17 protein-coding genes are annotated in these 20,961 nt (G+C 72.4%); 5 read left to right on the top strand and 12 right to left on the bottom strand.

Translation table 11 applies throughout. The annotated features are described in order from the left end of the window. Positions 1 to 168 precede the first annotated feature (168 nt). The 7 genes from H180DRAFT_RS01430 to H180DRAFT_RS01375 form a co-directional block, all read right to left on the bottom strand. A complete protein-coding gene (locus H180DRAFT_RS01430; RefSeq protein WP_055484099.1) occupies positions 169 to 1,344 on the bottom strand; it encodes an acyl-CoA dehydrogenase family protein in 1,176 nt (391 codons plus the stop codon). Further along, positions 1,341 to 3,557 (bottom strand): ATP-binding protein, encoded by a 2,217-nt coding sequence (locus H180DRAFT_RS28395; protein WP_079099754.1) that lies wholly within the window; start codon positions 3,555 to 3,557, stop codon positions 1,341 to 1,343. The genes H180DRAFT_RS01430 and H180DRAFT_RS28395 overlap by 4 nt, the downstream gene beginning before the upstream one ends. Positions 3,558 to 3,704: 147 nt before the next feature. After that, entirely contained in the window at positions 3,705 to 5,306 is a 1,602-nt protein-coding gene (locus H180DRAFT_RS01400; protein WP_055484098.1) for an acyl-CoA carboxylase subunit beta, read from the bottom strand. Continuing rightward, entirely contained in the window at positions 5,303 to 7,039 is a 1,737-nt protein-coding gene (locus tag H180DRAFT_RS01395) for an acyclic terpene utilization AtuA family protein (protein ID WP_055484097.1), read from the bottom strand. The genes H180DRAFT_RS01400 and H180DRAFT_RS01395 overlap by 4 nt, the downstream gene beginning before the upstream one ends. After that, positions 7,036 to 7,842: a TIGR03084 family metal-binding protein gene (locus H180DRAFT_RS01390; RefSeq protein ID WP_055484096.1), complete on the bottom strand. Its 807-nt coding sequence runs from the start codon at positions 7,840 to 7,842 to the stop codon at positions 7,036 to 7,038. Before H180DRAFT_RS01390 ends, H180DRAFT_RS01395 begins: the two co-directional genes overlap by 4 nt. A gap of 99 nt (positions 7,843 to 7,941) precedes the next feature. Further along, positions 7,942 to 10,851, bottom strand: coding sequence for an FAD-binding and (Fe-S)-binding domain-containing protein (locus tag H180DRAFT_RS01385; protein WP_055484451.1), 2,910 nt, complete (start codon positions 10,849 to 10,851; stop codon positions 7,942 to 7,944). A 233-nt stretch (positions 10,852 to 11,084) separates the two neighbouring features. Then, on the bottom strand, positions 11,085 to 11,831 hold the full coding sequence (locus H180DRAFT_RS01375; RefSeq protein ID WP_055484450.1) for a DUF1990 family protein: 747 nt from the start codon (positions 11,829 to 11,831) through the stop codon (positions 11,085 to 11,087). A gap of 75 nt (positions 11,832 to 11,906) precedes the next feature. Between H180DRAFT_RS01375 and H180DRAFT_RS01370 the strand changes: the two genes are divergently transcribed. The 3 genes from H180DRAFT_RS01370 (at position 11,907) to serC (ending at position 14,250) form a co-directional block, all read left to right on the top strand. Further along, the gene (locus H180DRAFT_RS01370; RefSeq protein ID WP_055484095.1) at positions 11,907 to 12,122 is read left to right on the top strand and encodes a hypothetical protein; all 216 of its coding nucleotides are present in this window, start codon (positions 11,907 to 11,909) and stop codon (positions 12,120 to 12,122) included. A gap of 19 nt (positions 12,123 to 12,141) precedes the next feature. After that, the gene (locus tag H180DRAFT_RS01365; RefSeq protein ID WP_055484094.1) at positions 12,142 to 12,849 is read left to right on the top strand and encodes a DUF1990 family protein; all 708 of its coding nucleotides are present in this window, start codon (positions 12,142 to 12,144) and stop codon (positions 12,847 to 12,849) included. Positions 12,850 to 13,131: 282 nt separating this feature from the next. Next, on the top strand, positions 13,132 to 14,250 hold the full coding sequence (serC, locus tag H180DRAFT_RS01360; RefSeq protein WP_055484093.1) for a phosphoserine transaminase: 1,119 nt from the start codon (positions 13,132 to 13,134) through the stop codon (positions 14,248 to 14,250). A 78-nt stretch (positions 14,251 to 14,328) separates the two neighbouring features. On the opposite strand, the gene H180DRAFT_RS01355 is transcribed toward serC, so the two are convergent. Beyond that, a complete protein-coding gene (locus tag H180DRAFT_RS01355; protein WP_055484092.1) occupies positions 14,329 to 15,189 on the bottom strand; it encodes an ABC transporter permease in 861 nt (286 codons plus the stop codon). Further along, complete coding sequence (locus H180DRAFT_RS01350; RefSeq protein ID WP_055484091.1) at positions 15,186 to 16,205, bottom strand: ATP-binding cassette domain-containing protein; 1,020 nt, start codon at positions 16,203 to 16,205, stop codon at positions 15,186 to 15,188. The genes H180DRAFT_RS01355 and H180DRAFT_RS01350 overlap by 4 nt, the downstream gene beginning before the upstream one ends. Positions 16,206 to 16,419: 214 nt before the next feature. On the opposite strand from H180DRAFT_RS01350, the gene H180DRAFT_RS01345 reads away from it, so the two are divergent. Beyond that, positions 16,420 to 17,172, top strand: coding sequence for a TetR/AcrR family transcriptional regulator (locus H180DRAFT_RS01345; protein ID WP_055484090.1), 753 nt, complete (start codon positions 16,420 to 16,422; stop codon positions 17,170 to 17,172). A gap of 81 nt (positions 17,173 to 17,253) precedes the next feature. Here the strand turns inward: H180DRAFT_RS01345 and H180DRAFT_RS01340 are convergent, their stop codons facing one another. After that, positions 17,254 to 18,318 carry a hypothetical protein gene (locus tag H180DRAFT_RS01340; protein WP_254665816.1) on the bottom strand — a complete coding sequence of 355 codons (1,065 nt, stop codon included), beginning with the start codon at positions 18,316 to 18,318 and terminating at the stop codon, positions 17,254 to 17,256. Between the two features lie 118 nt (positions 18,319 to 18,436). Between H180DRAFT_RS01340 and H180DRAFT_RS01335 the strand changes: the two genes are divergently transcribed. Continuing rightward, the gene (locus H180DRAFT_RS01335) at positions 18,437 to 19,438 is read left to right on the top strand and encodes an aldo/keto reductase (protein ID WP_055484089.1); all 1,002 of its coding nucleotides are present in this window, start codon (positions 18,437 to 18,439) and stop codon (positions 19,436 to 19,438) included. Positions 19,439 to 19,544: 106 nt separating this feature from the next. On the opposite strand, the gene H180DRAFT_RS01330 is transcribed toward H180DRAFT_RS01335, so the two are convergent. Further along, positions 19,545 to 20,090 (bottom strand): GNAT family N-acetyltransferase, encoded by a 546-nt coding sequence (locus H180DRAFT_RS01330; protein ID WP_055484088.1) that lies wholly within the window; start codon positions 20,088 to 20,090, stop codon positions 19,545 to 19,547. A gap of 180 nt (positions 20,091 to 20,270) precedes the next feature. Then, positions 20,271 to 20,900 (bottom strand): 2'-5' RNA ligase family protein, encoded by a 630-nt coding sequence (locus H180DRAFT_RS01325; RefSeq protein ID WP_055484087.1) that lies wholly within the window; start codon positions 20,898 to 20,900, stop codon positions 20,271 to 20,273. Between the last annotated feature and the right edge of the window lie 61 nt (positions 20,901 to 20,961).

The raw sequence follows: 20,961 nt of genomic DNA, 5'->3' as shown, positions 1-20,961 counted from the left end.
GGTCTCCGACGGTGCGGCGCCGCCCGTGCCGTACGGTGCGGCGCCCGCGAAATGACCGGAGATGCCCCACAGTCTCCTGCCTCATGTCCCTTCTCAGAAGACCTCGGGAGCACTCCTCGCATCTGCTCAGTACGGCTCACTCAGTACGGCTCGCTCACTACAACGCGGTCAGTACGACTTGGGCAGGCCGAGCGTCTGGTGCGAGACGAAGTTGAGCACCATCTCGCGGCTGACCGGGGCGATGCGGGCGACCCGCGCCGCCGTGATCATTGAGGCGATGCCGTACTCGCGGGTGAGCCCGTTGCCGCCGAGGGTGTGCACGGCCTGGTCGACGGCCCTCACACAGGCCTCCCCGGCCGCGTACTTGGCCATGTTGGCGGCCTCGCCCGCGCCCATGTCGTCCCCGGCGTCGTAGAGGACGGCCGCCTTGGTCATCATCAGCCGGGCCAGTTCCAGCTCGATGTGGGCCTGCGCCAGCGGGTGCGCGATGGCCTGGTGGCTGCCGATGGGCTCCTTCCACACCTGGCGCGTACGGGCGTAGTCCAGCGCCCGGTCGACGGCGTGACGGCCCATGCCGATGGCGAACGCGGCCGTCATGATGCGCTCGGGGTTGAGACCCGCGAAGAGCTGGAGGAGCCCTGCGTCCTCACCGGCGCCACCGCCGACGAGCGCGTCCGCGGGCAGCCGCACATCGTCCAGCACGAGCTCGAACTGCTTCTCCGGTGCGGCCAGTTCCATCTCGATCGGGCTCCGCGTGAAGCCGGGCGCGTCACGCGGGACGATGAACAGGCAGGGCTTGAGCTTGCCGGTGCGGGCGTCCTCGGTGCGGCCGACTATGAGCGTCGCGTCGGCGATGTCGACGCCGGAGATGAAGACCTTGCGCCCGGTGAGCAGCCAGTCCCCGTTCCCGTCACGTCGCGCCGTGGTGGTGATGCGGTGGGAGTTCGAACCGGCGTCGGGTTCGGTGATGCCGAAGGCCATCTTGCGGCTGCCGTCGGCCAGGCCCGGCAGCCACTCGCGCTTCTGCTCCTCGGTGCCGAAGCGCGCGATGACCGTGCCGCAGATCGCGGGCGAGACCACCATCATCAGCAGCGGGCACCCTGCCGCGCCCAACTCCTCCAGGACGATGGCCAGTTCGGCCATGCCGCAGCCTCCGCCGCCGTACTCCTCGGGGAGGTTGACGCCGAGGTAGCCGAGCGACGCGGCCTCGGCCCACAGCTCGTCGGTGTGCTTGCCCTCGGCCACGACACCGGTGAAGTACTCGCGTCCGAAACGCTTGCCGAGGGCCGCGACGGCCGCTCGCAGGTCACGCTGTTCCTCGGTCTCCAGCAGCGCATTGGTCATGACGGCTCCTTCGCGGCGGGCGGGACGGATGCGGACTGTTGAGGCTGTGCGGGCTGATCGGGCTGTGCGGGCCGGCCTGACTGTGCGGGCTCCCGGGGTGAGGGCCGCGCCGGCCCGGCGTCCTCCGGCTGCGTCTCGCGCGTCCTGGCCGCTTCGTCCGCGTCCTCGGTGACGACGGCGAGCAGTTCGCCGACCTCCACCTGGCGGCCGGGTTCGGCGTGCAGAGCGGTGAGGGTGCCGGACGCGGGGGCGACGACCTTGTGCTCCATCTTCATCGCCTCCAGCCACAGCAGCGGCTCGCCCGCCTTGACGGCGGCACCGACGGCGAGTCCGGGCACGACCCGGGCGACTGCGCCCGGCATGGGCGCCAGCAGGGAACCGGGCTCGTTCGCCGTGCCGGGTTCGCGCAGCCGGGGCAGCGCGGTGAAGGCGTGGGAGCCCTGGGGCGGCGCGGCGTCGACGTACACGTGCGCGCCGTCGTCCCCGTAGCGCGCGACCTCGAAGTCCCGGCGCACACCGTCGACTTCGAGCCGGACCCGGTCCGGGGCGGACTCCAGCACCCGCACCACCGGCCCCGCGGCACCCTCGTACTCCAGGACCGGTCCGTCCCGTGTGAGGCGGTAGCGGACCTCGATCTCGTCCTGCGAGGGCTCCGCGCGGAACGTCTTCGACTGGGGATGTGCGGGCACGTTGCGCCAGCCGCCGAGCCGCGCGGAGACGGTGGCGCCGGCCGCCTTCGCGCGCTCCGCGTCGGCCAGCGCGGCGGCGACGGCGGCCAGCCGGCGCGAGGTTTCCCGATCGTCCTTGTCCTGGGGCGAGTTGAGCGCTTCCAGGTTCCGGTCGTAGAAGCCCGTGCCGAGGTGGGCCGGGGCGAAGTCCCGGTGGCGCAGGGACCGTACGAGCAGTTCGCGGTTCGTCACCGGCCCGTGCACGCGCGCACGTTCCAGCGCGGCGGCCAGCTTCCGCACGGCCTCGCGGCGCGTCGGCGCCCATGCGATGACTTTGGCCAGCATGGGGTCGTAGTGCACGCCGATCACGTCGCCGTCCGCGACGCCGCTGTCCAGCCGTACACCGCTGTCCAGCCGTACGCCGCTGCCCCCGTGGGCAGCCGGTACGTCCAGGCGGTGCAACGTGCCCGTCTGGGGCTGCCAGTCGCGCGCCGGGTCCTCCGCGTAGAGGCGGGCCTCGACGGCGTGGCCGCGTGGGGAGGGCGGACCGTCCGGGTCCAGCGGCTCACCCTCGGCCACGCGGATCTGCAGCGCGACGAGATCCACTCCGTGCACGCACTCGGTGACCGGGTGCTCGACCTGGAGCCTGGTGTTCATCTCCAGGAAGTGGGCGCGGGCACCCTCGCCCACGCCGTTGCTGCCGCCTTCGCCTTCGCCCGCGCCCGTGCTGCCGCCCGTGACGAGGAACTCCACCGTGCCGGCGCCGCGGTAGTCGACGGCGCGTGCCGCGTCCGCGGCCGACCGGTGCAGCACATTGCGCAGTTCACCGCTGAGCCCCGGTGCGGGGGCCTCCTCGATGACCTTCTGGTGCCGGCGCTGGAGCGAGCAGTCGCGGGTGCCCAGCACCCACACCGTCCCGTGCCCGTCGGCCAGGATCTGCACCTCCACGTGCCGCCCGTCCTCGACGTACGGCTCGACGAAGACCTCGCCGTCCCCGAACGCGGCTGCGGCCTCCGCCGCCGCGGCGTCGATCTCCCCTTCCAGCGCGGCGAGTTCGCGCACGATGCGCATGCCGCGTCCGCCGCCGCCCGCCGCGGCCTTCACCAGCAGCGGGAGGTGGCGTTCGGTGGCCTCCTCGGCCGGTACGGGCTCCAGCAGCGGCACGCCCGCCTCACCCATCAGCTTCTTCGCGCGGGTCTTGGACGCCATCGCCTCGATCGCCTCCGGCGGCGGCCCGATCCACACGAGGCCCGCGTCGAGCACGGCACGCGCGAACGAGGCGTTCTCGGAGAGGAAACCGTAGCCGGGGTGCACCGCGTCGGCACCGGCGGCCAGCGCCGCCCGGACGATCAGGTCACCGCGCAGATAGGTCTCCGCCGGGGTGTCGCCCGGAAGCCTCACCGCGGCGTCCGCCTCCCGCACGTGTGGTGCGTGTGCGTCGGCGTCCGAGTGGACGGCGACCGTGGCGATGCCCATGTCCGCGCACGTGCGGAAGACGCGCCGCGCGATCTCGCCACGGTTCGCGACCAGCACCGATGTGATCATTTTCCGCTCCACTCCGCCCCTCGCAGCCTCGCCGTCACAGTCCCGGTCCCCGTCACAGTCCCGGTCCCCGTCACAGTGGCCGTCGCAGGGGCCGTCGCAGTCGCCGTTCCGCTTGCCGTCCCCGTCGCCGTCGCAGTCGTCACGGCGTCACATCCGGAAGACGCCGAAGCCGCCGCGCGCACCCTCGACCGGCGCCGTGTGGATCGCGGAGAGGCACAGCCCGAGAACCGTGCGGGTGTCCCGCGGGTCGATCACGCCGTCGTCGTAGAGCCGCCCGGAGAGGAACATCGGCAGCGACTCCGCCTCGATCTGCTGCTCGACCATCGCCCGCAGCCCGGCGTCGGCCTCCTCGTCGAACGGCTTTCCCTTCGCCGCCGCCGATTCCCGCATGACGATCGACATCACGCCCGCGAGCTGCTGCGGGCCCATGACCGCCGACTTGGCGCTCGGCCAGGCGAACAGGAACCGGGGGTCGTAGGCCCGCCCGCACATGCCGTAGTGGCCGGCGCCGTAGCTGGCGCCCATCAGCACCGACAGATGCGGCACCTTGGAGTTGGAGACGGCGTTGATCATCATCGCGCCGTGCTTGATGATGCCGCCCTGCTCGTACTCCTTGCCGACCATGTAGCCGGTCGTGTTGTGCAGGAACAGCAGCGGGATGTCGCGCTGGTTGGCGAGCTGGATGAACTGCGTGGCCTTCTGCGACTCCTCGCTGAACAGCACGCCTCGCGCGTTGGCGAGGATGCCGAGCGGATAGCCGTGCAGCCGCGCCCAGCCCGTCACGAGGCTCGTGCCGTAGCGGGGCTTGAACTCGTCGAACTCGGAACCGTCCACGATCCGCGCGACGACCTCGCGCGGATCGAAGGGCGTCTTCAGGTCGCCGGGGACCACGCCGAGCAGTTCGTCCTCGTCGTACTTCGGAGGTGCTGCAATGTCCGCCGAAGTCCCATGCGCCTTACGCCAGTTGAGGCGGGCGACGACGCGCCGGGCCTGACGCAACGCGTCCGGCTCGTCCACCGCGAAGTAGTCACCGAGGCCGGAGACGCGGGTGTGCATGTCGGCGCCGCCGAGCTCCTCGTCGCCGGCTTCCTCGCCCGTGGCCATCTTCACCAGCGGCGGGCCGCCGAGGAACACCTTCGAGCGTTCCTTGACCATGATCACGTGGTCGGACATGCCCGGGACGTATGCGCCTCCGGCGGTCGAGTTGCCGAACACGACGGCCACGGTGGGGATTCCCGCCTCGGAGAGCCGGGTCAGGTCGCGGAAGAGCGCACCGCCCGGGATGAAGATCTCCTTCTGGCTGGGCAGGTCCGCGCCGCCCGACTCGACGAGGCTGATGCAGGGAAGCCGGTTCGCGTAAGCGATCTCGTTCGCGCGCAGCGCCTTCTTCAGCGTCCACGGGTTGCTGGCACCGCCGCGCACGGTCGGGTCGTTCGCCGTGATCAGGCACTCCACGCCCTCGACGACGCCGATGCCGGTCACCAGCGAGGCGCCCACCGTGTAGTCGCTCCCCCAGCCGGCCAGGGGCGAGAGCTCCAGGAACGGCGTGTCGGGGTCGAGCAGCAGCTCGATGCGTTCACGGGCGAGCAGCTTGCCCCGTCCTCGGTGGCGCTCGGTGTACTTCTCACCGCCGCCGGCGACCGACTTGGCAAGCTCCGCGTCGAGTTCGGCGATCCGCTCCAGCATCTGCCGCCGGTGACCGGCGTATTCGGTGCCCGACACGTCCAGCGCCGAGTTCAGCACACTCACGGGAGAAGTCCTTCCGGTATGTCCGTATGCCGTGAACGCAGCCATTCGCCGAGGGCCTTGGCCTGCGGGTCGAAGCGTGCCTGCGAGGCGACGCCTTCACCGAGCAGCCCGTCGACGACGAAGTTGAGCGCACGCAGATTCGGCAGCACGTGCCGGGTGACCGGCAGACCGCGCACCTCGGGCAGCAGCCGCCGCAGTTCGTCCACGGTCAGAGAGTGCGCCAGCCAGCGCCACGCGTCCTCCCCGAGGTCCCCGCGCACCCACACGCCCACGTTCGCGCTGCCGCCCTTGTCGCCGCTGCGGGCTCCCGCGACCGTGCCCAGGGGGACGTTGCGCGAGGGCCCGTACGAACCGGGGAGCGGTTCGGGCAGCCGGGGCTCCTCGACGGGCGCGAGAGCCTGTGTCTTGTGCGGTGCCCGGATTTCCGTGCGCCGCCCGTCGGGCAGCACGGCGACGTGCGGCACCCGCTCCGCGTCCTCCCACGCCGCCTCGAAAACGCCGTACGGGGAGCCCTTCCCGGGCGGCGCCGTCACGTGGAAGCCGGGGAAGCTCCCGAGCGCCAGTTCGACCGCGGCCCCGCTCACCGCCCTGCCCACGGCCTCCTCCGAGGGGTCGCGGACAACCATCCGCAGCATGGCGCTCGCCTCTTCCTGCACCGGCGCGTCCGGGGTGTCGGTACGGGCGAGGCTCCAGGTCACCTCCGCCGGGCGGCGTCCGCCCGCGTCCAGTTCGGCCTCCATCTGCCGCCGCACGAGCGCGGCCTTGGCCTCGATGTCGAGGCCGGTCAGCACGAACGTCGTCTCGTTGCGCCAGCCGCCGAGCCTGGTCAAGCCGACCTTGAGTTGCGGCGGCGGCGCCTCGCCCCGCACGCCCTCGACCCGCACCCGGTCCGTGCCCTGCTGTGCCAGCCGCACCGAGTCCAGCCGCGCGGTCACGTCCGGCCCGGCGTAGCGGGCGCCCGCCGTCTCGTACAGCAGCTGCGCCGTGACGGTGCCGGGCGTGACCGCGCCGCCGGTGCCGGGGTGCTTGGTGATGACGGCGCTCCCGTCCCGCGCGACCTCCGCGACGGGGAAGCCGGGGCGCGTCACGTCGATGTTCTCCCGCGCGAAGAAGGCGTAGTTGCCGCCGGTCGCCTGGGTGCCGCACTCCAGCACGTGCCCGGCGACCACGGCTCCTGCGAGAGCGTCCCAGTCGTCGGCCGCCCAGCCGAAGTGCGCGGCGGCCGCCCCGCTGACGAGCGCGGCGTCGGTCACCCGGCCGGTCACGACGACGTCGGCTCCGGCGCGCAGACACTCCGCGATGCCGCCGCCGCCCAGGTAGGCGTTGGCCGTCAGGACGCCCTCGCCCCAGCCGCCCTCTGGGGCGCGGTGCATCACGTCGTCGCCCTCGACGTGCGCGACCGCCGCCGGCACACCGGTGCGCTCGCTCAACTCCCGTACGGCGTCGGCCAGTCCGGCGGGGTTGAGTCCGCCGGCGTTCGCGACGATCCGCACTCCGCGGTCCTTCGCGAGGCCGAGCCCCGTCTCCAGCTGCCGCAGAAAGGTCTTCGCGTAGCCCCGTGCGGGGTCCTTCAGCCGGTCGCGGCCGAGGATGAGCATGGTCAGCTCGGCGAGGTAGTCCCCGGTCAGCACGTCGAGTGCGCCGCCGGTGAGCATCTCCTCCATGGCGCGGAAGCGGTCGCCGTAGAAGCCGGAGCAGTTGCCGACGCGCAGCACGTCCGCCGCCCCGCTCACCGCCGCTCCCCCCGGGGTGCGCGGCCCTCTCCGGGCGGCCCGGCGAAGGCCTGTGCGATCTCCAGCCACCGCTGCGCGTCGGGTCCTTCGGCCCGTACGCCGGCGTCGTCCAGGTGCGTGCGCTGCGTCACGAGACGGCAGAACCCCTCGGCACCGCCGGTCACGCGCTGTGCGGCGTCCTCGGGCCCGTGCGCCCACAACTCGCCGTCCGGGGCCTCCAGTTCGACGCGGAAGGGTTCGGACGGCGGTTGGAGACCGCGGACGGCGTAGGCGAAGTCCCGTGTACGCACACCGATCCGGACGACGTGACGCAGCCGGGGCGTCGGCTCCCGCGACACCCCGAGGGCCTGCGCGACGTCCTCGCCGTGCGCCCACGTCTCCATGATCCGTGCGGTCGCCATGCTCGCGACGCTCATGGGCGGCCCGTACCAGGGGATGCGGCTGCCCTGGGGCAACTCGCCCAGCACACGCAGCAGTTCGTCACGCCCGGCCCGCCACCGCTTCAGCAGCTCCTCCGGCGACTGCGCGGCACCGGCTTCCGCGCCCTCGTCGACGAAGGTCTCCGGTGCGGCGAGCGCGGCCTGCACCGCGTCACGGAAGGCCGCTTCGTCAGTGGCTGCCAGCAGCGACTGCTCGTCGGTCCAGGCGAGATGGGCGATCTGGTGCGCGACCGTCCAGCGGGGCGCGGGCGTCGGCAGGGCCCATGCCTTCGCTTCGAGCCCTGCCACCAGCCCGTCCAGCGCCCGCCCTTCGTCCCGCAGGTCCGCGAGGACGGCTCCCGTCACGCTCCCGGCGTCGTCCATCGCGCGCCCCGCCCCTTTCCGCCGGCCGTCCGCCGCCGCACCTCGTGCGGCACCCCCTGAGCGTGACAGCGCGGCGAAAAACAAGCAAGCGTGCTTGCATTACTTTTCGGACGGCGGCGAGCCCTCCCCGTTCCGCGCCGCGTCCAGCCCCTCGGCAAGCACCTCGGCCAGATGACGGCTGCCGTGTCCGCCCAGCTGCTCCAGCTGCGTGCGGCACGAATAGCCGTCGGCCAGCAGCTCCGCGTCCGGCCCGGCCCTGCGCACGGCGGGCAGCAACTGGTCCTCAGCACACGCGGCGGACACCTCGTAATGCCCCTTCTCGAAGCCGAAGTTGCCCGCCAGGCCGCAGCAGCCCTTGCTCAACTCACCCGTCAGCCCGGCACGTTCACGCAGCCGCCGGTCCTCCGCGTCGCCGATGACGGCGTGCTGGTGGCAGTGGGTCTGCCCGGCGACGGGCCGGTCGAGGCGCGGCGGCTCCCACTCCGGCGCGAACTCCTCCAGGGTCTGCGCGAAGGTGCGCACGGAGCGGGCCAGCCGGTGCGCACGCGGGTCGTCGCCCAGCAGTTCGGGGACGTCGGTGCGCAGCGCTGCGGCGCACGGCGGCTCCAGCACGGTGACCGGCAGCCCGGCGTCCAGTGCCGGTTCGATGCGGTCCAGCGTGCGGCGCATGACGGCACGGGCCTGGTCGAGCTGGCCGGTCGAGACGTACGTGAGCCCGCAGCAGACCTGCTTGTCCGGCACGCTCACCCGCAGCCCGGCGTCCTCCAGCACCCGTACCGCGGCCGAACCGGCCTCCGGTGAGAGGTAGTTGGTGAAAGTGTCGGGCCACAGCACCGTCTGCGTCCCGGTCGCGGGCGGCGCACCCGCTCCCTGCACCGCACTGCTCCCGCCGCCGCGTGCCCGCCTGCGCCACCACCTAGTGAAGGGCTCACGCGGCAGTGCGGGGATGTCTCGTTCCGGCGCGATGCCGCCGAGCCGCTTCGCCACAGCCGCCAACGGCCGTACGCGCGCTGCCGCGTTGAGCAGCGGCACGAGACGGCTCGCCGCGGCGAGCCGCAGCCACTGCGGCAGCCTGCCCATCGAGTAGTGGGCCATCGGGCGGCGCCGGCCCTCGTAGTGGTGGTGCATGAACTCGGCCTTGTACGTGGCCATGTCGACGCCGACGGGGCAGTCGCTGCGGCAGCCCTTGCACGACAGGCACAGGTCGAGGGCCTCGCGCACCTCCTCCGACTGCCAGCCGTCCGTGACCACTTCGCCCGCCAGCATCTCGTGCAGCAGCCGGGCACGCCCGCGCGTGGAGTGCTGCTCCTCGCCGGTCGCGCGGAACGACGGGCACATCACGCCCGAACCGGCGTCCGTGTTGCGGCACTTCGCGACCCCGACGCACCGCCGTACGGCCGCCGAGAAGTCACCCGCGTCGTGGGGATAGCCGAACTCCACCGGCACGGGGTTGCGCGGCAGCGGCGCGAAACGCAGGTTCTCGTCGATGCGCGCGGGCCGCACCAGCATGCCCGGGTTGAGCCCGCCGACCGGGTCCCACAGGTCCTTGAACCGCCCGAAGAGGCCGACCATCTCCTCCCCGTACATCCTCGGCAGCAGTTCGGCGCGGGCCTGCCCGTCGCCGTGCTCTCCGGAGAGGGAGCCGCCGTGCGCGACGACGGTGTCCGCCAGGTCCGACGAGAAGTCGCGGAAGCGCCGGATTCCCTCGTCGCTCATCAGGTCGAAGTCGATGCGCACATGGATGCAGCCGTCGCCGAAGTGCCCGTACGGCAGCCCGTGCAGGTTGTGTTCGCGCAGCAGCGCCCGGAAGTCCCGCAGATACGCCCCGAGCCGGGCCGGCGGCACCGCGCAGTCCTCCCAGCCCGGCCACGCCTCCCTGGTCACCGCCGCCCCTGCCGCTGCGGAGGAACTGTCCGGCAGGCGCGTCGCCGTGCCGGAGGCGTCCTCGCGGATGCGCCACAGCGCCCGCTGCTCCGCGGCGGGCACCACGAGCCGGTGGTCGGTCGTGCCGTCCGCGGCGGCGGCCCGGCACAGCTCTCCGGCCCGTGCGCGCGCGTGCGCCTCGTCGTCCCCGCCGACCTCGACGAACAACCATGCGCCGCCGCGCGGGAGTCCGGCCCTCGCCGCCGGGGAGACCAGGTCGTTCGCCATGCCCTCGACCGTGAGCGGACCGTGCGGGAGCAGGCCCGCGGCCGCCTCCGCGGCCGCGCTCTCGTCGGCGTAGCCGAGCACCGCCAGCACCCGCGCCCCGGGCGTCGGCACAAGGGCGACCCTCGCCCGGGTCAGCACGCCGAGCGTGCCCTCGCTGCCGGTGAACACCCGCGCCCAGTCCTCGCCCTTCTCCGGCAGGAGCTCGTCCAGCGCGTAGCCGGAGATCCGCCGCGGCAGCTCGGGGAAACCCGTGCGCAGCAGCGACAACTCCCCGCCGACCAGGGCTCGTACGTCCTCACGCAGCCTGTCCGGGACGCCTTCGCCGCCGCGGGCGAGACGCATGCGCTGCCCGCCGTAGCCGGTGACCTCCAGCTCCCGCACGTTGTCGGCCGTCGTGCCCCAGGCGACCGAGTGCGAGCCGCACGAGTTGTTGCCGATCATCCCGCCGAGGGTGCAGCGGCTGTGCGTCGACGGATCGGGGCCGAAGGTCAGGCCGTGCGGTGCCGCGGCGTCGCGCAGCCGGTCCAGGATCACCCCGGGCTGTACGAGCGCGGTCCGCGTCCCGGGGTCGACGGACTCGATGCGGTCCATGTGCCGCGTGAAGTCGAGCACCACTCCGGTTCCGGTGGCCTGCCCCGCGATGGACGTGCCGGCGCCGCGCGCCAGCACGGGCACGCCCCGCTCACGGCAGACGGCCAGCACCGCCTCCACGTCGTCGCGGTCCCGGGGCGCGACGACGCCCAGCGGTACGCGCCTGTAGTTCGAGGCGTCCATCGTGAACAGCGAGCGCGTACTCGTGTCGAACTCGACCTCGCCGCCCCGTACCGCTTCGCGCAGTGCCGCCTCGACGTCGCGCATCCGCTCCGTCTGCTGTGCCCGTCCGTCCGCCGCCGCCGGCGTGTGTGCATGTGCCTGTGCCATGGCTCAAGCGTGCACGGTGACGGCGCCCGGACGGCACCCTCCCCGGCGATTACCTCGGGCGGAGTCGGCTGCGGGTTCCGCGGCGGGTCCGGCGGCGGGTTCCGCGGCCGGTCCGGCGGCGGGTTCCGCGGCCGGTCCGGCGGCGGGTTCCGGCGCGCCCCGGCGGGCGGTCAGCGCCCGCCGGTGTCGCGGCACAGCTCCCCGGGGATTCCGCGGGTCTCGATGACGACGCCACCGGAGGGGCGCCCGCCGGAGAAGGCCGCCGCGTTGAGACAGAAGTGCACCCACATGTTGAACTGGATCTCCTTGGCGACCCTCAGCCGGCTGTAGAGCAGGTCCGCCAGCCGGTCACCCGCACGCGCCCACGCCTCGGCCTCGAACTCCAGCGCCCCGTCGACGTCCCGGACGCCGAACCGGATCTGTCCCGCCTCCAGATGCCCTTGCAGGGTGCCCAGCGTGAACGAGGTGGAGTCCCGGCCGATCACGCGTACGGGCCCGTCCCAGGGGCCGGGCATCTGAACGCGGTACTCGTCGCCGACGCGCAGCTCCCCCTCCCGGCCGCGGGTCTTGACGAAGACCGCGACGGTCCACGGAGCGGCCCTGTTCAGGTCTGCGGCGACGGTGGCGATCAGTGCCCGCGCGCTCATCCTCGCGTCCACGATGCGCACCCTGAAGCGGCGGTGGAACATCGGGCCGACCCCCTCGGAGATCGGCTTGGTGCGCTCGTCCACGACCTCCGGCGGCAGCGGCGCCGGCAGGTCACCGGCGTCGCCGGGGGTTTCGCTGCGGTGCAGGGCCGTGATGCGCCAGAAGTACTGCCAGGAGACGAGCAGGAGCCCCGCGGGCAGCCGCAGCAGGACGCCCGCCCGCCGTCTGAGAGTCACGCGCGGGCGGGAGCCCCGGTCCGGTGCGGTCATGTGCTTCATGACAACATATGAGTGGTTCGTCCACATCTGACGTCATCTGCCGGGACGACAGGACGGGAGGCCGATATGCAGACCGCACGGCTGCTGCGGATGCTGGGCATGCGCAGCTGGCACCTGGAAGCCGCGTCCCTGGGCTCGATCGGGCTGTGCATCGCGCTGTGGTCGCGGGCCGCGAGCGTCGACCAGGACGAGCGCGGCAACGCGGAACGGCGAGCGCTGTTCGTGTCCATGTGGGCGCCGACTCTGTGGCTGATGAGCCAGTCCCTGAGGGAGTTCGACTGACCCCGAAGGCCGGGCCCGGATGATCCGTGAGCGACGCCTGCACGGCGACCGTGCCCTCGCGTCACTGCGGGCCCTCGAGGGCCTGGACGTCAACTACCGCCGTGCGCCCACCGCCGGCCGGAGCCCCGCCCCCGGCACCGGCTGGTTCATCGACTCGCTCGCACGGTCGCTTCCCGCGGAGCCCCCCGGCGCCCCCACGCCCGGCGGCACGTGGGAGACCGCCTGCCGGCTGGTCCGGGACTACCGCTTCGCGGAGCCCCGCATCCTGCGCTCCCTCTTCCGCGCCGACGCCCCCCTGCCGGGCCGCGACATGCTGCTCGAGGCGCGCTTCTGCGGGCTGCGCTTCGACATGGGGGTGCGCGTCGGCTCCGTCACCGACGAGACCCTCGGCACGGGAAAGCGGGCGCGCAGGGTGTGGGGATGGAGCTATCGCACCCTCCAGGGACACCTCGAACAGGGCGAGCTGCACTACCAGGTCGTCAAACACCTGCACACCGGTGAGGTGTCCTTCGTCATCACGGGCTACTCGCGGCGGGCACCCGTCCGCAACCCCGTGATCAGCCTCGGCTTCGCGCTGTTCGGCCGCCGCACACAGCGCCGCTTCTACCGCCTGAGCGCCGCACGGCTGGACCGGCTGGTCCGGCAGGAGCTGCGCGGCGTCCCCGCCCCGGCCAACGAGAGCCACCCCGCCGACGGCCGCTTCGTGATCGCTCCGGGCCGGCGGTGAGCGGATCTCCGGACCGGGCCGCAAGCGCCGGTGCCCCGGCCCGTACGCAGAGATCGCCCCGCAGACGATTGAACACGGCATGAACGGAGACCCGCACCAGTACATCCCGCAGCGCTGTGCGCGATGAGGTGGCGTGAGTTGAGAAGACAGCTCCGTCACCGCCCTCCACGGGGGCACATGCCTCCCGTGGAGGGACACGCGCCCCACCCCTCCCGGGCTGCGCCCGTCTCACCGGGTGGACCTCATGCCGTGCCGTGTGAAGGGACGCACTACCCTGCCTCTGTGGCTGATCTCCAGATTCCCGCAGACATCAAGCCCGCCGACGGCCGGTTCGGCTCGGGCCCGTCCAAGGTACGCACGGAGGCGCTGAGCGCGCTGGCTGCCACCGGCACCTCGCTTCTCGGCACCTCACACCGCCAGGCCCCGGTGAAGAACCTGGTCGGCAGGGTGCGTGAAGGCGTCAAGGAGCTGTTCCGGCTGCCGGAGGACTACGAAGTGGTCCTCGGCAACGGCGGCACGACCGCCTTCTGGGACATCGCGACGCACGGCCTGATCGAGTCCAGGTCGCAGCACCTCTCCTTCGGTGAGTTCTCCAGCAAGTTCGCCAAGGCCTCCAAGCAGGCCCCGTGGCTCGGGGAGCCCACGGTGATCGAGTCGGAACCCGGCACCCACCCGCTCCCACGCGCCGAGGCCGGGACCGACGTCTACGCCCTCACCCACAACGAGACCTCGACGGGCGTGGCGATGCCCATCGCGCGCGTCCCCGGCGCCGACGAGGGCTCCCTGGTGCTCGTCGACGCCACTTCCGGCGCGGGCGGGCTCCCCGTCGACGTGCGTGAGAGCGACGTCTACTACTTCGCCCCGCAGAAGTCCTTCGCCTCCGACGGCGGCCTGTGGATCGCCGTCTTCTCCCCGGCGGCCGTCGAACGGGCCGAGCGCATCGCCGCGTCCGGCCGGCACATCCCCGCGTTCCTCGACCTGAAGACCGCGATCGACAACTCGCGCAAGAACCAGACGTACAACACCCCCTCCGTCGCCACCCTCTTCCTGCTGGGCGACCAGCTGGAGTGGCTCAACGGCCAGGGCGGACTGGACTGGGCCGTGCGCCGCACCGCCCAGTCGTCGCGGACGCTCTACGGGTGGGCCGAGGACGCCAAGTCCGCCTCGCCGTTCGTCTCCGACCCGGCGCAGCGTTCGCAGGTCATCGGCACGATCGACTTCGACGACGACGTCGACGCCGCCGCCGTCGCGAAGGTGCTGCGCGCCAACGGCGTGGTCGACACCGAGCCCTACCGGAAGCTGGGCCGCAACCAGCTGCGTGTCGCGATGTTCCCCGCGATCGAGCCCTCCGACGTCGAGGCGCTCACCCGCTGCGTGGACTACGTGATCGAGAACCTGTAGCCGGCACAAGCCAGTCGGAAGGCGGGCCCGGAAGCCACACGGACGGCTTCCGGGCCCGCTTCACGTCTGCCGCCTCCGTCAGGTCTGGAGCCGCTGGAACTTCCGTACCGCGAGCGGCAGGAAGACCGCCGTGATGAGCACGGGCCACACCACGGCCATCAGCGCGGAGTGCTGCTCGATCCAGCTGCCTGACGTGGGCAGCGGGTTGCCGTACAGCTCGCGTACGGCGTTCGAGGTGGAGGAGACGGGGTTCCACATGGCGACGGCTCCCAGCCAGTCCGGCATGAACGAGGGCGGGGTGAAGACGCTGGAGACCATCCCGAACGGGAACGCCACGGCGAAGAGGTTGCCCGCCGTCTCCTGGTTCGGAGTGATCAGGCCGAGCCAGACTCCGACCCAGATGAGTGAGAAGCGCAGCAGGAGCAGGAGCGCGAACGCGTACAGCGTCGCGAGCAGCCCTCCGTCCGAGCGCCAGCCCACGACCAGGGCGATCGCCGCCATCACCGCCAGGTCGAGCGCCGCATGGAGGACGTCGGAGACGCCGCGTCCCGTGACGACCGCGGAGGGCGCCATCGGCATCGAACGGAAGCGGTCGGTGACGCCGCGTTCCTTGTCGACGACGACGCTCATCGCGGTGTTCATGAAACCGAAGGCCATCGTCATCGCGAACATGCCGGGCATCGCGTAGTCCTTGTAGTCCACGCCCTCGCCGACGTCCATGGCGCTGCCGAAGACGAAGACGAAGAGCAGGACGGAGACGATCGGGAAGCCCAACTGCCAGGCGATGAGCGAGGGTTGCTTGACCAGATGGGTCAGGTCCCGGCGTACGACGGTCCAGCAGTCGGTGAGCGCCCAGCGCAGGCGTCTCTCCCGTGCGGGCGTCGCGGCCGCCGTGGCGCTCGTCGCCGGCTCCGGCGCCGGGGTCGTGATGCTGCTCATGCCGCGGCCTCCTGCTTCTCCCGGGTCAGCGTCAGGAAGACCTCGTCCAGCGTGGGCCGGCGCAGGCCGATGTCCTCGACCGTGATGCCCGCCTCCTGAAGGCTGCGCGCCACGTCCGTCAGTGCGGCCACTCCCTCGCCGGAGGGGACGGACGCATGGACACGTCCGGTCCCCTCCTCGGCCTCCGGCTCGCTGCCGTCCGCCGCGACCCTCGCCACGGCCTTGACGATGCCGGGCACGTCGGCGGCCTCGCGGGCCGTCACCTCGATCCGGTCGCCGCCGATCGCCCGCTTCAGGGCCGCCGGCGTGGGCGTGCGGCCCCCGAAGGAGGCCACGGAGTCGGTGATGTTGCGGCCCCGGTCGATGACCGCGATGCGGTCGGCGAGCCTGTCGGCCTCGTCCAGATAGTGCGTGGTCAGCAGCACGGTGGTGCCGGTGTCGGCCAACTCCCGCACGGCACGCCACACTTCGCTGCGCCCGCGCGGATCCAGCCCGGTCGTCGGCTCGTCCAGGAAGAGCACCTCGGGCGCGAGGATCATCCCGGCGGCGAGGTCGAGGCGGCGGCGCATGCCACCGCTGAAGTCCTTCGGCTGCTGTCCGGCGGCGTCGCTCAGCCCGAACTGCTCCAGCAGCCGGTCCGCCCGGTGTCCGGCCTGCGCGCGTGAGAGATGGAAGAGCCGCCCGAACATCTCGAGGTTCTGGCGGGCGGTCATGATCTCGTCGACGGCCGGGTGCTGCCCGGTGAGACCGATGCGGCGGCGCACCGCGCGGGGTTCGCTCCTCACGTCGTGGCCGGCGACGCGAGCGGTGCCGCCGTCGGGCCTGGTCAGCGTGGCGAGGATGCGCACGGCCGTCGTCTTGCCGGCGCCGTTGGGGCCGAGGAGGCCGAAGACGGTGCCGCGCGGCACCTCCAGATGCAGACCGTCCAGCGCGTGCTTGTCGCCGTAGGTCTTGCGCAGCCCTTCGGCGACGACGGAGAACTCCGCGGCCGGGCCGGTGGGTGAAGAGGTTCTCATCAATGCTCCCCCCGCGTGGCCGAGCGGGACCCGCCGCCGGACACAGAAACTGGGTACGGTGTACTCATAAAGAACAGCGTACAGCGCACGCAGAATTGCGCAAGCCACTTAGGATGGCGGTCACGATGACGAACCGCGTGACGAACCCGACGACCGTGCCGGCGAGGACCCCCACCCGTCCGGAGACGCCGGCGGCCCCGGCAGGCAGCCGCCGATGACCACGGAGTACAGCGGCTCCGGCGACCTCGGCCGCACCCTCGAACTGCTCTGGCACGGCAAGGGGCAGCCCACCCGCGGTCCGAAACCCGGCCTGACCCTTGAACGGATCGTCGTCACCGCCGTCGAACTCGCGAACCGCGAGGGCCTGCCGGCGCTCTCCATGCGCAGGGTGGCCACACAGCTGGGCGTGGGCACCATGACCCTGTACCGCTACGTGCCCGGCAAGGGCGAGCTGCTCGACCTGATGCTCGACCACGTCAACGGTCCCGGCGAGGACCTGCAGGCCCACCGCGGCAAGGACTGGCGCACCTCCATGGAGTTCGTCGCCCAGGGCTCATGGGCCCTGTACACGGGCAATCCCTGGCTGCTCCAGGTCAGTCAGGTGCGCCCCGTCCTCGGACCGAAGTCCATGGCCGGTCTCGAGTTCGCGCTGTCGGCGCTGCAGGACGTGCCGCTGACGGGCCAGGAGAAGATCGGCCTGCTCGTCGCGCTCGACGCATACATCGTGGGCGCGGCGCGCACCCACGTCCTCCAGCAGGAGGCCGCGGCACATACCGGTCTCTCGGACGAGGAGTTCTGGACGGCCCAAGTGCCCTATCTGGAACGGGCCATGGAGACCGGCGAGTACCCGCACATCGCCGCACTCCCCGACGACGCCTTCTCGATGAGCGGCGAAGACGTGATGCGGTACGGGCTCCGCTCCCTGCTGGACGGCTTCCAGAAACTCATCGAGAGCAGGGAGAGCTGAGCCCGCCGCCGTCGGCAGGTCCCCGGCGAGCCCGATGCGGGCGCGGCTCCGGCCCGCTTCCCGGCGCCGGGTGACGCGAAGTCAGCCGCGCCGCCGGAACAGGCGCCGCAGCAGCGTCCACAGCACCACGGCGACCGCGACCGCCGCCCCGCCCACTACGACCTTCTTCTCGTCGACCTTCACATCGTCGCCGCCGCTTGCGGCGCCGCCCTCCGCACCGCCGTCCCGCCCCCGCTCACCGGCCGCGACGCTCTCCGGGAGCAGCTCCCCCTCCAGCTCCAGCGGGTCCACGCTGCTGCCCCTGCCCTCCGAACCGCACATCAGCGTGCGCCCGTCGGCGGTGAAGGTCACCGACTCGCCCTGCCCGGCCATGGGCACGCTGACGGGGGTGTCCAGCGCCTCGGGCTTCCCGTTCCGCCAGCGGAACATCTCGCCCCCGAAGTAACCGCGCAGCACCAGCCGCGTCCCGTCCGGCGAGAAGGCGCCGTCCGTCGCCCAGACCTCGGTACGGGCGACGCGGCGGAAAACGTTCACCCCCGACGCCGACAGCTGTTCCGGCCCGGCGTAGATGCCGCCCTTCTTGTTCTGGCTCTTGTCGGCGATGTAGACGCGTCCGGTCTTCGGGTGGACCATCAGCGACTCGGCGTCGCGGGGACCGTCGGCGTAGCGGACCGTGTAGCGGGTCGGCGTCACCGTCACATCGCGCAGTTCCGCCGGCTCGCGGAAGCGGTAGATCCACACCTCGCTCCACCCGCCGCCCAGGTTGTCGCCGATGTCTCCGACGTGGACCTCACCGCCGGGCCCGATCGAAATCGCCTCCACGTCACGGGGGTCGACGCCCTTGAGGGTGACGGTGGCGACGGTCCTGCCGGTGGCGGAGTCCACCGCGTAGACGTAGGGCCCGTCGTCGGAGTCGTTGTGCGTCCAGTAGACGCCCTTGTGCGTACGGCTCGCCGCCAGCCCGCTCGACTCCGTGATGCGGGGGTCCTTGATGCGGAAGGCTCCCCGGCCCTCCTCGCCCCCGGCCCTCGCACCGGGCGCCACGGGCGCTATCGCGGAAGCCCCCGCCGCCGGCCCCAGCGCGAGCAGTCCTGCTGCTCCCCCGACCCCCACTGCCGCTGCGACGCGGCGCCAAAGCACAGACATGGTCACAGTCTCGCGTACGGGAGCCTGCCGACGCCTCCGGTCCGGGAGGCCGTGGACGACCGCCCGCGCGGCGTGCGGCCTTGCTTCGAGCTCACTCCAGGGGCTTGGCTCTACAGCCATGGAATACACGCAGCTCGGCCGCACCGGCCTCAAGGTCAGCCGGATCGTTCTGGGCACGATGAACTTCGGGCCGCAGACCGACGAGGCCGACAGTCACGCCATCATGGACTCTGCGCAAGGTGCGGGCATCAACTTCTTCGACACCGCCAACGTGTACGGCTGGGGCCCCGACAAGGGCCGCACCGAGGAGATCATCGGCAGCTGGTTCGCCAAGGGCGGCGACCGCCGGGAGCGGACCGTACTGGCCACCAAGGTGTTCGGAAGCATGGCCGCGGAGGGCGACAGCACGCCCAACCAGGACCGGCTCTCCGCGCTCAACATCCGGCGGGCCGTCGACGCGAGCCTCAAGCGGCTCCGGACCGACCACATCGACCTCTACCAGTTCCACCACGTGGACCGGATGACGCCCTGGGAGGAGATCTGGCAGGCCGTCGAGGTCCTGATCCAGCAGGGCAAGATCCTCTATGCGGGTTCCTCCAACCACGCGGGCTGGCACATCGCGCAGGCCAACGAGACGGCGGCGCGACGCGGCATGTACGGGCTCGTCAGCGAGCAGTGCCTGTACAACCTCGCCGAACGCCGCGCCGAGATGGAGGTGATCCCGGCGGCGCAGAGCTACGGCCTGGGCGTGATCCCCTGGTCCCCGCTCTACGGCGGCCTGCTCAGCGGTGCGATCCGCAAAGCGGGCGGCGCCGGCGGTACGTCAGGAGCCGGCAAGGGCCGCTCCGCGGACGCCCTGGCGAGGCGGGCCGAGCTCCGCGAACAGGTCCAGCGGTACGAGGACCTGCTCGCCGAGCACGGCCTCGACCCCGGTGAGACGGCCCTGGCCTGGCTGCTCACCCGGCCCGGCGTGACGGGCCCGATCGTCGGCCCGCGCGTCCCCGAGCAGCTGGAATCCGCGCTGCGCGCGGTGGAACTGAAGCTCGACGACGGGCTGCTCGCCGCGCTCGACGAAATCTTCCCGGGCCCGGGACCGTCACCGGAGGCGTTCGCCTGGTAGACGCCCGACAGCCGCGGCCCCGTGCCCCGAGGGCAGGCACGGGGCCGCTCCCCTCCGCCGGGAACCGGTGCGGTGACCGCACGGCCGCAGCGCGGCGAGCGATCCGTCACTGGCGGCGCGCGTCACCGCGGGAGATGCGGAACAGCACATTCGCACGGAGCGGCCCTTCCGGTGCGGACGGGTCGTCGAAGTCGCCTGCCGGGTCCCGGGTCATGCCGATCCTGCGCATCACCGCCTGGGAACGGAGGTTCCCGGCAGTCGTCACGGCGAGGATTTCCGGGAGTCCGAGCGTCCCGAAGCCGTGGGCCAGGACTGTCCGCGCGGCCTCCGTCGCGTAGCCGTGGCCCCAGGCAGGGCGGGCGAGCCTCCAGCCGGTCTCCACTCCGGTGAAGGGCATGCCCTCGTCCACCTGATCCAGGCCGGCGAAGCCGATGAACTCGCCCGTGTCCCGGACGGCGAGTGCCCACCACCCGTAGCCGCGCCGGTCCCAGTCGGCCTCGAACCGCGCCACGGACGCATCGCTCTGTTCACGGGTGAGCGGGCCGCCCAGGTGCCGGCGGACCTCGGGATCGGCGTTCATCGCCGCCCACGGTTCGAGGTCGCTGTCGCGCCATCGGCGCAGGGTGAGGCGATCGGTGTGCAGTTGCGTCATGGTGCCCAGCCAACGCGGGCTCCCACCCCGCGGGCAATCCGTTTTGCCGGGGGAGGGCAGAGACTCCTCAGGCGCCGACCGCAGCTGCGACGGCCACCACGATGAGCATCAGCACGAGCACACCGCTGACGATGCGCGTCCTCGTCTTGGTATTCACGCCCCCAACCGTAACCAAGGCCGTCACCCGCCCAGCGGCCAGGCCGCGATCTGCTCGTAGCGGGGCTGTTCCCCCTGCACACCGCTCTCCGGCAAGTTGCTGCGTACGAGCGCGAGTTCGCCGGCGGTCCAGGGCTCCCCGGCGTACTCGTCGAGAGCCGCGGTGTAGGCCTTCATGTCGAACGGGCGCGACCTGGCGCGGGCCAGCGTCAGGTGGGCCCGGAACCTGCGGGGTTCGTCCGTGCCGAGTCCCACGCGGCGCCCGGCGGCGGCGGTGGCCGCGGCGAGCATCCGCACGCCCTCGCCGCCGGGCCGGTGGCCCGCGCCCCCGGCCGCCGCGGGAGCCTCCGCGCCGGAGGGTGCGCCCGTGACGGCGGCCCACAGCGCCCGGTGCCCGAAGTGGCCCCCGCCCGCGATGCGCAGCCCCAGCGGCCGGCCGCGCCGGGCCGCACGCGACAGGCGTTCGTGCAGCTCGTCCAGCTGCCCTCCGCCGACCTCGCCGTAGAAGGCGAGCGTGATGTGCCAGTTGGCCCGCTCGGTCCAGCGCAGCTGCCCGCCACCGTCCATGGAACGCAGCTCCGCGACCTTGTCGGCCAGCTGTCCGGATGCGTCGAGTACGCGGTCCGGGGGCAGCAGAGCCGTGAAGAGTCTCATGTCTCCAGCATGCCGCCACTCGGGTGCCGGCGTCGGGCTCCGCCGTCGGCGGGGCCGTTCC

The organism is Streptomyces sp. WMMB 322 (assembly GCF_900090145.1).
Lineage (GTDB): Bacteria > Actinomycetota > Actinomycetes > Streptomycetales > Streptomycetaceae > Streptomyces.
The sequence above is the reverse complement of the archived record's forward strand: the minus strand, read 5'-3'. Positions and strand labels throughout refer to the sequence as shown.

What these genes read in the sequence shown, in the direction of transcription:
- H180DRAFT_RS01330 (WP_055484088.1), bottom strand. Translation starts at nt 20,090, where the DNA reads ATGACGCAACTGCACACCGATCGCCTCACCCTGCGCCGATGGCGCGAC.
- H180DRAFT_RS01390 (WP_055484096.1), bottom strand. Translation starts at nt 7,842, where the DNA reads ATGGACGACGCCGGGAGCGTGACGGGAGCCGTCCTCGCGGACCTGCGG.
- H180DRAFT_RS01375 (WP_055484450.1), bottom strand. Translation starts at nt 11,831, where the DNA reads ATGACCGCACCGGACCGGGGCTCCCGCCCGCGCGTGACTCTCAGACGG.
- H180DRAFT_RS01355 (WP_055484092.1), bottom strand. Translation starts at nt 15,189, where the DNA reads ATGAGCAGCATCACGACCCCGGCGCCGGAGCCGGCGACGAGCGCCACG.
- H180DRAFT_RS01385 (WP_055484451.1), bottom strand. Translation starts at nt 10,851, where the DNA reads ATGCGCGACGTCGAGGCGGCACTGCGCGAAGCGGTACGGGGCGGCGAG.
- H180DRAFT_RS01370 (WP_055484095.1), top strand. Translation starts at nt 11,907, where the DNA reads ATGCAGACCGCACGGCTGCTGCGGATGCTGGGCATGCGCAGCTGGCAC.
- H180DRAFT_RS01430 (WP_055484099.1), bottom strand. Translation starts at nt 1,344, where the DNA reads ATGACCAATGCGCTGCTGGAGACCGAGGAACAGCGTGACCTGCGAGCG.
- H180DRAFT_RS01325 (WP_055484087.1), bottom strand. Translation starts at nt 20,900, where the DNA reads ATGAGACTCTTCACGGCTCTGCTGCCCCCGGACCGCGTACTCGACGCA.
- H180DRAFT_RS01350 (WP_055484091.1), bottom strand. Translation starts at nt 16,205, where the DNA reads ATGAGAACCTCTTCACCCACCGGCCCGGCCGCGGAGTTCTCCGTCGTC.
- H180DRAFT_RS01340 (WP_254665816.1), bottom strand. Translation starts at nt 18,318, where the DNA reads ATGTCTGTGCTTTGGCGCCGCGTCGCAGCGGCAGTGGGGGTCGGGGGA.
- H180DRAFT_RS28395 (WP_079099754.1), bottom strand. Translation starts at nt 3,557, where the DNA reads ATGATCACATCGGTGCTGGTCGCGAACCGTGGCGAGATCGCGCGGCGC.
- H180DRAFT_RS01335 (WP_055484089.1), top strand. Translation starts at nt 18,437, where the DNA reads ATGGAATACACGCAGCTCGGCCGCACCGGCCTCAAGGTCAGCCGGATC.
- H180DRAFT_RS01345 (WP_055484090.1), top strand. Translation starts at nt 16,420, where the DNA reads ATGACCACGGAGTACAGCGGCTCCGGCGACCTCGGCCGCACCCTCGAA.
- H180DRAFT_RS01365 (WP_055484094.1), top strand. Translation starts at nt 12,142, where the DNA reads ATGATCCGTGAGCGACGCCTGCACGGCGACCGTGCCCTCGCGTCACTG.